The organism is Pseudomonas sp. HMWF006, from assembly GCF_003061205.1.
Classification (GTDB): Bacteria; Pseudomonadota; Gammaproteobacteria; order Pseudomonadales; family Pseudomonadaceae; genus Aquipseudomonas; species Aquipseudomonas monsensis.
Genome location: NZ_QAIU01000214.1, coordinates 1 through 9,607, shown reverse-complemented (window position 1 = coordinate 9,607; position 9,607 = coordinate 1). Strand labels below are relative to the sequence as shown.

The following is a 9,607-nucleotide window of genomic DNA, read 5'->3' as shown; positions in this document are numbered from 1 at the left end:
ATGCCACCGCTCGGGTCAACTCCGGTCTGGACGAAATGGCCGGCTCGGTCAGCCATATCAACAGCCTCAGCACCCAGATCGCCACGGCCGCCGAACAGCAAAGTGCGGTCACCGAAGAGATCAACCGCAGCATGGCGCAGATCCGCCACATGGTCGAAGAGCTGGTACAGAGCGGCCACGCCAGCGAACTCAACACCCGTCAGTTGCTGGAAGCCAACAGCCGCGTCAGCGCCATCATGGGCCGTTTCAAGGTCCGTTGATTGCTGCACGCCTTTAGGAGTTGTCTGTCAGTCAGATGCCCGCTGTGGGATCGGGCTTGCTCGCGACAGCAATCGTTCAGTCGCTGTTTCAGTGTCTGAGCGAGCGCATTTGCGAGCAGGCCCACACCTCTCCGGATCCGGCCACCTGACAACTTTGTCATCTTGCGCTCAGCAACCTGTCAGCCGTGATCCGCGATCATCCTCCCCGTGTGCCTCGCAACAACTGGAAACATTGCGTTGATGCCAGGCGATAAAAAACGGTCAAAATGCATTCTTTTTGACTGCCACCGCGAAGCGAGAGCCCTGTCATGCGAACCCACCTGCGTCTGCTCGCCCTGAGCGCCCTGTTCCTCTCCTCCCTGGCTCAGGCCGCCGACCTGATTCCGATCGAAGTCCATCGCGACGCCAATTGCGGGTGCTGCAAGAAGTGGATCAGCCACCTCGAAGCCAATGGCTTCAAAGTCGACGATCACGTCGAAGCGGACATGAGCAGTTTCAAGCAACAACATGGCGTGCCACCGCGCCTGGCCTCCTGCCACACCGCAATCATCAACGGCAAATTCGTCGAAGGCCATGTGCCGGCCGAGCAAGTGCTGGCCCTGACCCGGCGTGATGATCTGCTCGGCGTTGCCGCACCGGGCATGCCGATGGGCTCGCCGGGCATGGAAATGGATGGCATGAGCGATGCCTACCAAGTGATCGGTCTGAAGAAGGACGGCGCTGACGTGGTGGTGGCGGACTACCCGGCCCATTGATGAGCGCTGCGTACTTCGGGCTGTTCCTTGCCGCATTCGGCGCGGCGACGTTGCTGCCGTTACAGTCCGAGGCGGCGCTGGTCGGGTTGATTGTCAGCGAGCGTTACTGGCTATGGGGTTTGCTCGCCGTGGCGACGCTGGGCAATGTGCTGGGGTCGCTGGTGAACTGGTGGCTGGGGCGTGGCATCGAACGATTTCAGGGGCGGCGCTGGTTTCCGGTCAGCCCCGAGCACATGACCAGGGCGCGCAAGCACTATGAGCGATACGGTCATTGGTCGTTACTGCTCAGCTGGTTGCCGATCATCGGCGACCCGCTGACCCTGATTGCCGGCGTGATGCGCGAACCGCTCGGGCGTTTCCTGCTCATTGTCACCCTGGCCAAAGGTGCGCGTTATGCGGTGCTGGCCTTGCTGACCCTGGGCTGGCTCGGGTGAACCATCGAGCGCGGCCATTGCCTGTGTTTAACGTCGCCCTAATCCCGCCGTTCCAGCATCGGCCGATTTTCATGGAGTTTGCCCTTATGTCCGTCACGCTTTCCCGCTGGCTGCCCGGCCTGTTCCTCTGCGCCGCGATGCCTTTGCTCGCGCACGCCGCCCCTGAGGCCGCGCCCGTCGAAGACCCGGCCTACGGCCCGGAGCTGCAAGGCTTCGAATACCCTTACACGCTTAAACACTTCGCCTTCCAGTCCCAAGGCAAATCCCTGCAAATGGGGTACATGGACGTCGCCGCCCACGGCAAGGCCAATGGTCGCACCGTGGTGCTGATGCACGGCAAGAACTTCTGCGCCGCCACCTGGGACAGTTCGATCAAGGCCTTGAGCGAGGCCGGTTATCGGGTCATCGCCCCGGACCAGATCGGCTTCTGCACCTCCAGCAAACCGGACCACTATCAATACAGCTTCCAGCAACTGGCAACCAACACCCAGCAGTTGCTCAAAGCCTTGGGCATCCAGAAAGCCACCCTGCTCGGCCACTCCACCGGCGGCATGCTTGCCACCCGTTATGCCTTGTTGTTCCCTGAGCAGGTCGAGCAACTGGCGCTGGTCAATCCGATCGGCCTGGAAGACTGGAAAGCCCTCGGCGTGCCTTATCGCACCGTGGATCAGTGGTATCAGCGCGAACTGAAGGTCAGCGCCCAGGGCATCCGTGAATACGAGCGCACGACATATTACGATGGCCGCTGGAAACCCGAGTTCGACCGCTGGGTGGATATGCTCGCCGGCCTGAGCAAAGGCCCGGGCAAGACGCAAGTCGCCTGGAACTCAGCGCTGATCTACGACATGATTTTCACCCAGCCGGTGTATTACGAATTCAAGGACTTGAAGATGCCGACCCTGTTGCTGATCGGCACCTCGGATACCACGGCCATCGGCAAGGACCTTGCGTCACCGGAGGTCAAAGCGAAGATCGGTCACTATGACGTGCTCGGCAAACACGTGGCCCGACTGATTCCGCAGTCGACCCTGGTGGAATTTCCCGGCATGGGCCATGCGCCACAAATGGAAGAGCCGGCGCAATTCCACAAAGCCCTGCTCGGCTGGCTGAATACAACCAATCCCGTTCGTTGATGAGGTAAGGCTGATGGCGGTGCAGATTGCAGTGATCGATGACTGGCAGGACGTCGCCCGCGACGTCGTTGACTGGTCGGTACTCGAAAGCGTGGGTGAGGTGACGTTCGAGCATGACTACCCGGCGGACAATGCCACACTCGCCGAGCGTCTGGGCAAGTACCAAGTGATCTGCGTGATGCGCGAGCGGACGCGCTTCGACGAAGACCTGCTCGACCGTCTGCCCCACCTCGAACTGCTGGTGACCGGTGGTATGCGCAATGCCGCGCTGGACATGCCGGCGGCGGCCAAACGGGGAATCCGCGTCTGCGGCACCGACAGCTACAAACATGCGGCGCCGGAACTGACCTGGGCCTTGATCATGGCCGCCACACGCAATCTGCTGAAGGAAGCCAATTCCCTGCGCGCCGGCCACTGGCAGCAGGGTCTGGGTGGCGACCTGCACGGCAAGACCCTCGGTATTCTTGGCCTGGGCAGCATCGGCCAACGCGTGGCGCAATTTGGCCAGGTGTTTGGCATGCGGGTAATCGCGTGGAGCGAGAACCTTACAGCTGAGCGCGCACAGCAGGCCGGCGTAACGTATGTGAGCAAGCAGGCACTGTTCGAGCAGGCCGACGTGTTGTCGGTGCATCTGGTGCTCAGTGAACGCAGTCGCGGGCTGGTCGATGCCCAGGCGCTGGACTGGATGAAGCCGACGGCGCTGCTGGTCAATACCGCGCGCGGGCCGATCGTCGATGAAGCGGCACTGATCAAGGCGCTGCAAAAACAACGCATCGCCGGGGCGGCGCTGGACGTGTTCGATGAGGAGCCACTGCCGGCCCTGCACCCGTTTCGCACACTGGACAATGTGCTGGCGACGCCCCATGTGGGTTATGTCAGTCGGCAAAACTATGAACAGTTCTTTTCGCAGATGATCGAGGACATCCAAGCGTGGGCGGCGGGCAAGCCGATTCGCCTGTTGAACTGAGTCAATCTGTTGGTCCTGTTGTGAGCTGGCCATCGCCATCACAAGCAGGCGCTCTCCTACATTTGAAATACCTTTTCTTGTAGGGACGAGCCTGCTCGCGATGGGGCCAGAACAACCACCCCATCAACAAAATGCACGCACCACAACAGTGCGCCCGCCTTTCCCGCTAGCACACAATCGTGACCACCCAGTCACCGTTTTGGCTCTTGCCTGCAAAAAAAACTGCACTTCGTCGGTGCGTTTGCCCCCTTAAACGAGGGTTACCGTTCGCGGCAAACCGATTGTCGAACAATTTACCCATTTGCTCTGGCCCGCTCTAGGATCTGGCCTAGACTGGTTTTCGCGGGGCCAGACCGGCCGGTCACATCACAGCAAAATAATCGAAACTTTTGCTGAAGGCGGCAGGTCATCTGAAAGGCAGGGCGAACACGGCTGGTTCATTCCTTGCAATGGCCTCGTCACCCATTCTGCTTGCGCGTGTTGGGTAGCTTTGCTCACCGATGCGTGGCGCGTTTGCGCCCAGCCACAGGACGTGGTCATGGACATCACTTGTTCAAGACAAGAATCAGATCAACAAGACGGGAGAGTCATATGATCAGTGCGGCATTGGATATTCAGGGAGAGCGTGCTCAGTCAATTGGTGAAGCGAGCACTGTCAGCGTTCCCGGCAGCCGATCGATCAACGTCCCCGGCACCAAGACACTGACTCCGTTAGCGAGCCAGAATCCCAACAAGAAGAAAGTGTTGTTCGTAACCTCGGAAATCGCCGACCTGGTGAAAACCGGCGGCCTGGGTGACGTCTCTGCCGCCCTGCCCCGCGCCATGGCGCACCTGCACGACGTGCGCGTGCTGATCCCCGGTTACCCGCAAGTGATGCACAGTGAAAACCCGATCCACATCATCGGCGAACTAGGCGGGCATGCCGCGCTGCCCCCGTGCAAGATCGGCCGCATGGACATGCCTGACGGGCTGGTGATTTACGTTCTGATCTGCCCCGAACTCTACGAGCGCGAAGGCTCGCCGTACGGAGCCAATAACGGTCGCGACTGGCCGGACAACCACATTCGCTTCGCCCGTCTGGGTCTGGCCGCTGCCGACATCGCTGCCAACCTCGCACAAATCCACTGGTGCCCGGATCTGGTGCACGCCCATGACTGGCCCGCCGGTCTGGCGCCTGCTTATATGCACTGGCGCGGGCAGCGCACGCCGACGCTGTTCACCATTCACAACCTCGCGTATCAAGGCGTGACCAGCCTCGGATCCTGCCCGGAACTCGGTATCCCCACCCATGCCCTGCAACAGGAAGGCATGGAGTTTTACGGCAAGATGTCGTTTCTCAAGGCCGGCATGGCGTATTCGAGCCACATCACCACGGTCAGCGCCACCTATGCGCAGGAAATCACCACCCCGGACTTCGGCTGCGGCCTCGACGGCTTCCTCGCCGCCAAGACCCAGCAAGGTTTGCTCAGCGGCATCCCCAATGGCATTGACGAGAGCTGGGATGCGGCCACCGATCCGCACCTGTTCGCGCCGTTCGCCATCGGCGACTGGGAAGGCAAGGCTGTCAACGCCGCGCATGTGCGTGCGCTGTTCGGCCTGAACGACTCCACCGGCCCGCTGTTCGCCGTGGTCTCGCGTCTGGTCTATCAGAAAGGTCTGGACCTGACCGAAGCGGTGTCCGAATACATCGTCCAGCAAGGTGGCCAGATCGCCATCATCGGCCGTGGCGAACCGGAAGAAGAGCAAGCCATGCGCGAACTGGCGCTGCGTTTCCCCGGCCAGATCGGCGTGCGTATCGGCTTCAATGAAACCGACGCCCGTCGCATGTTTGCCGGCAGCGATTTCCTGCTGATGCCTTCGCGGTACGAGCCCTGCGGCCTGAGCCAGATGTATGCGCAGCGCTTCGGCTCACTGCCGGTGGCGCGCAATACCGGTGGCCTGGCCGACACCATTGAAAACGGCGTGACCGGTTTCCTTTTCGACGAGTCCACCGCCGACAGCTATCGCGAAGCCCTGAGCCGCGCCTTCAAGGTGTTTGCCTTCCCGGAGCTGCTCAATGCCATGCGTTGCCGGGCCATGGCCGCACCGTTCAACTGGTGCAAGGCGGTTGAACCCTACGCCGAACTGTATGAGCAACTGGTCGCCAAGGCGCTGGGTAAAGCCCACCATAAGTAAAAGGAAGCGTTGACAATGCCGTTACGGTCCCCTGAAACCTGGCCCCACGGCGCGATCATGCAGGATGCCGAACACACGCAATTTGCGCTGTGGGCCCCGGATGCTTTTTACGTCAGTGTCGAACTGGACAACGGACAATCCCTGCCGATGCTGCCACAGGCAGACGGCTGGTTCGTGATCAAGGCCCGTTGTCCGGCGGGCACCCGATACCGCTACAACATTGATGGCGAACTGGAGGTGCCCGACCCGGCCTCCAGGGCGCAGGATGGCGATATTCACCGCCACAGTGTGGTGGTCGACCCGCTCGCGTACGCATGGCGACACGGTGACTGGCAGGGTCGGCCGTGGAGTGAAGCGGTGATTTACGAGTTGCACGTCGGTGCGCTGGGTGGCTTTGCCGAAGTCGAGCAGCATCTGGCTCGCCTCGCCGCCCTGGGCATCACCGCCATCGAACTGATGCCGCTGGCGCAGTTTCCCGGTGATCGCAACTGGGGTTACGACGGGGTTCTGCCCTACGCGCCGCAAGCCTCCTACGGCACTCCGGAACAACTCAAGCATTTGATCGACAGCGCCCACGGCCACGGTCTGGCGGTGATTCTTGATGTGGTCTACAACCACTTCGGCCCCGATGGCAATTACCTGCACCGCTACGCCAAGGGCTTCTTCCGCGAGGACAAGCACACCCCGTGGGGGGCGGCGATCGACTTTCGACGCAACGAAGTGCGCGACTTCTTTATCGAAAACGCGCTGATGTGGCTCCTCGAATACCGTTTCGACGGCTTGCGCCTGGATGCCGTGCATGCCATCGAAGACCCGGATTTTCTCAGTGAGATGGCCCGGAGTATCCGCCAACAGATCGACCCGACGCGGCATGTCTGGCTGACCGTGGAAAACGAGCTCAACCAGTCCAGCCTGCTCGAATACGACTACGACGCACAATGGAACGACGACGGCCATAACGCCCTGCACGTGCTACTGACCGGCGAGATCGACGCGTATTACGCCGACTACGCGCTGCAACCCACCGAGCAACTGGCCCGCTGCCTGAGTCAGGGCTTTGTCTTTCAGGGCCACATCACCCGTCACGGCGAACCCCGAGGCGAGCCCAGCGAACACCTGCCCTCCACGGCGTTCGTGTTGTTCCTGCAGAACCACGACCAGATCGGCAACCGCGCCTTTGGCGAGCGTCTGCATCAACTGGCCGATCCGCGTGCGGTACAAGCCGCCACCGTGCTGTTGCTGCTGTCACCGATGATTCCGCTGATGTTTATGGGCGACGAGTTTGCCGCCGAGCAACCGTTCCTGTTTTTCACCAGCCATCACGGTGAGCTGGCAGATCTGGTGCGCGAGGGCCGGCGCAATGAGTTCGCCGCCTTCAGCGCGTTTACCGATCCCCATCAGCGTGAACGGATCCCCGACCCCAACGCCGAACAGACCTTCCACGCGTCGCAGCCACGGCTGATCGGCAGTGGCACCGCACTGCAACAGCAAACCCTGGCGCTGTACCGCCAACTGCTGCAATTGCGCCATCAATACATCATCCCGAACCTGTCCGGCACCCAGGCGCTTGGCGCGCACATACTCGGTCACGCAGCGGTCAGTGCGCGCTGGCGCCTGGGCAATGGCAGCGAGCTACGAATTGACCTGAACCTCAGCGATACGCCAGTGGTCAACCCTGCACAGAGCGACACCGTGTGGCTGTTTCAGCAACCACCCGCCGTCGCCCTGTCGGATCCGGGCCTGTTGCCCGCGTATTGCGCGCTTGTCAGCCTCACGGCCGCAACCCCTTTGCAACCTCTGGATGGAGAGCGCCTATGAGCGATGCGCAACTGGAAATTCTGGCCAGCCGGGCCGGCCTCGCCGTCGACTGGATCGATGCCAACGGACGCCCGCAAAAAGTCGCCCCGGCGGTGCTGCGCAATGTCCTGATCGGCCTGGGCCACCCGGCCAGCACCGCGCAGGAAATCGACGCCAGCCTGCTGGAGCTGCAACAAGTGCAGCAAGACCGCCATCTGCCGCCGCTGCTGACCAGCGACGTCGGTGTCGGGCTTGATCTGGCGCGCTATTTCGCGCCGCACACCCCGTGTGAAATTCACCTCGAGGACGGTTCCCGACTGACCCTCAAACTCGATGGCGAAGCGATTTTGCCCGGGCTGATTCCGGTCGGTTATCAGCGAGTGCACATCGACGATCAATTCTTCACCCTGGCGGTGGCGCCGGAGCGCTGCTACAGCGTCGGCGATGCGCTGGGAAACCCGATCCCCCGTGCCTGGGGCCTGAGCGTGCAGCTGTATTCGCTACGCCGACCCGGCGATGGCGGCTTCGGCGACACCCAGGCCCTGGAAGAGCTGGCGCGGGTGGCCGGCGAACGCGGTGCCGACGCCCTGGCGATCAGTCCGCTGCATGCGATGTTCAGCGCCGACACTGGCCGCTACAGTCCCTATTCGCCGTCCAGTCGCTTGTTCCTCAATTCGCTGTATGCCGCACCGGGGGCGATTCTCGGCGAACGGGCGCTGCGCGATGCGATTGACGCTGCAGGTCTGGCGGAGCAGTTCGCGCACCTCGAAGACCTGAAACTGATCGACTGGCCGAGCGCCGCCGAGGCCAAGCATAAGCTGCTGCAAGCGTTGTACGACGGTTTCGTCGCCGGTGATCACCCGTTGCACCCGGACTTCGCCAGCTTCCGTCATGCCGGTGGCGAAGCGCTGGAAAACCACTGCCGCTTCGAAGCCATTCAGGAAATGCGCGCCGCCCGTGGTGAAAGCCTCGACTGGCGGCAATGGCCCGAGCACTGGCACGACCCGCGCGGCGCCGCGCTGGAAGCGTTTGCCGAAGAATTCGCCGAGCGCATCGGCTACTTCGCGTTCTGCCAATGGCTGATCCACCGCTGCCTCGAACGCGCCCAAACCGCAGCGCGCAGTGCTGGCATGAGCATCGGCCTGATTGCCGATCTGGCGGTCGGTGCCGACGGCGCCGGCAGTCAGGCCTGGAGCTTTCAGGATGAACTGCTCGCCTCGCTCACCGTGGGCGCGCCGCCAGACATTCTCAACCGCTCCGGACAGGGCTGGGGGATTTCCGCGTTCTCGCCCGAAGGGCTGATCCGCAACGGTTTCCGTGCGTTCATCGACATGCTGCGGGCCAATTTCGCCCACGCCGGCGGCCTGCGCATCGACCATGTGATGGGCCTGCAACGCCTGTGGGTGATCCCCAACGGCGCAGCGCCTGCCGACGGCGCCTACCTGTATTACCCGGTGGACGATCTGCTGCGCCTGCTGAGCCTCGAATCCCATCGCCATCAGGCCATCGTCCTCGGCGAAGACCTCGGCACCGTGCCCGACGGTCTGCGCGAAAAGCTCAGCGCACGCTCGATGCTCGGCATGCGTGTGTTGCTGTTCGAACAGGACAACACCTACTTCAAACCGATTCTCGACTGGCCGGACAATGCGCTGGCCACCACCAGCACCCACGACCTGCCGACGCTCAATGGCTGGTGGCATGGCCGCGACATCGACTGGAACGCACGGCTGGGTTTCGTCGATGCCAACGGCGAAATCGAATGGCGTCATCACCGCCAGCGCGAGCGTGAAGGTTTGCGCAATGCGTTGAGCCAGGACCCGCAGAACTTCCGCGAGGAATCCCACGAAGCCGATCAAGTGGTCGATGCCAGCGTGCGCTTCCTCGGCCACACCCGCGCGCCCCTGGTGTTGTTGCCCCTCGAAGATGCACTGGGCATCAATGAACAGGCCAACCTGCCGGGGACGATCGACACCCACCCGAACTGGGCGCGGCGTCTGCCCGCCACCAGCGAAGCGTTACTTGACGCTGCCGACGCCGCACGACGCCTGGAATTGCTGGCCTGCGCGCGTCTCCAGGCTGCCGAGCG

General features: G+C 62.2%; 7 protein-coding genes and 1 pseudogene. All 8 read left to right on the top strand.

Features of this window, described 5'->3' with window-relative positions:
* Window positions 1-260, top strand: a pseudogene (locus DBR24_RS08500) (methyl-accepting chemotaxis protein); the annotation flags it as partial.
* A gap of 308 nt (window positions 261-568) precedes the next feature.
* Window positions 569-1,015, top strand: a complete 447-nt coding sequence (locus DBR24_RS08495) for a DUF411 domain-containing protein (RefSeq protein WP_128614491.1) — start codon at window positions 569-571, stop codon at window positions 1,013-1,015.
* The gene (locus DBR24_RS08490) at window positions 1,015-1,449 is read left to right on the top strand and encodes a YqaA family protein (RefSeq protein WP_128614490.1); all 435 of its coding nucleotides are present in this window, start codon (window positions 1,015-1,017) and stop codon (window positions 1,447-1,449) included. Before DBR24_RS08495 ends, DBR24_RS08490 begins: the two co-directional genes overlap by 1 nt.
* An 86-nt stretch (window positions 1,450-1,535) precedes the next feature.
* Entirely contained in the window at window positions 1,536-2,582 is a 1,047-nt protein-coding gene (locus tag DBR24_RS08485; protein WP_128614489.1) for an alpha/beta fold hydrolase, read from the top strand.
* A gap of 13 nt (window positions 2,583-2,595) precedes the next feature.
* On the top strand, window positions 2,596-3,549 hold the full coding sequence (locus DBR24_RS08480; protein WP_128614488.1) for a D-2-hydroxyacid dehydrogenase family protein: 954 nt from the start codon (window positions 2,596-2,598) through the stop codon (window positions 3,547-3,549).
* Between the two features lie 591 nt (window positions 3,550-4,140).
* Entirely contained in the window at window positions 4,141-5,724 is a 1,584-nt protein-coding gene (gene glgA / locus DBR24_RS08475) for a glycogen synthase GlgA (protein WP_123469042.1), read from the top strand.
* Window positions 5,725-5,739: 15 nt separating this feature from the next.
* A complete protein-coding gene (treZ, locus tag DBR24_RS08470) occupies window positions 5,740-7,542 on the top strand; it encodes a malto-oligosyltrehalose trehalohydrolase (protein WP_128614487.1) in 1,803 nt (600 codons plus the stop codon).
* On the top strand, window positions 7,539-9,607 hold a 2,069-nt coding region (gene malQ / locus DBR24_RS08465; RefSeq protein WP_128614486.1), incomplete at its 3' end, for a 4-alpha-glucanotransferase. The genes treZ and malQ, both read left to right, overlap by 4 nt.

Bases quoted from the DNA above. Each gene is read 5' to 3' on its own strand.
- DBR24_RS08485 (WP_128614489.1), top strand. From the start codon at position 1,536: ATGTCCGTCACGCTTTCCCGCTGGCTGCCCGGCCTGTTCCTCTGCGCC.
- DBR24_RS08495 (WP_128614491.1), top strand. From the start codon at position 569: ATGCGAACCCACCTGCGTCTGCTCGCCCTGAGCGCCCTGTTCCTCTCC.
- DBR24_RS08480 (WP_128614488.1), top strand. From the start codon at position 2,596: ATGGCGGTGCAGATTGCAGTGATCGATGACTGGCAGGACGTCGCCCGC.
- glgA (WP_123469042.1), top strand. From the start codon at position 4,141: ATGATCAGTGCGGCATTGGATATTCAGGGAGAGCGTGCTCAGTCAATT.
- treZ (WP_128614487.1), top strand. From the start codon at position 5,740: ATGCCGTTACGGTCCCCTGAAACCTGGCCCCACGGCGCGATCATGCAG.
- DBR24_RS08490 (WP_128614490.1), top strand. From the start codon at position 1,015: ATGAGCGCTGCGTACTTCGGGCTGTTCCTTGCCGCATTCGGCGCGGCG.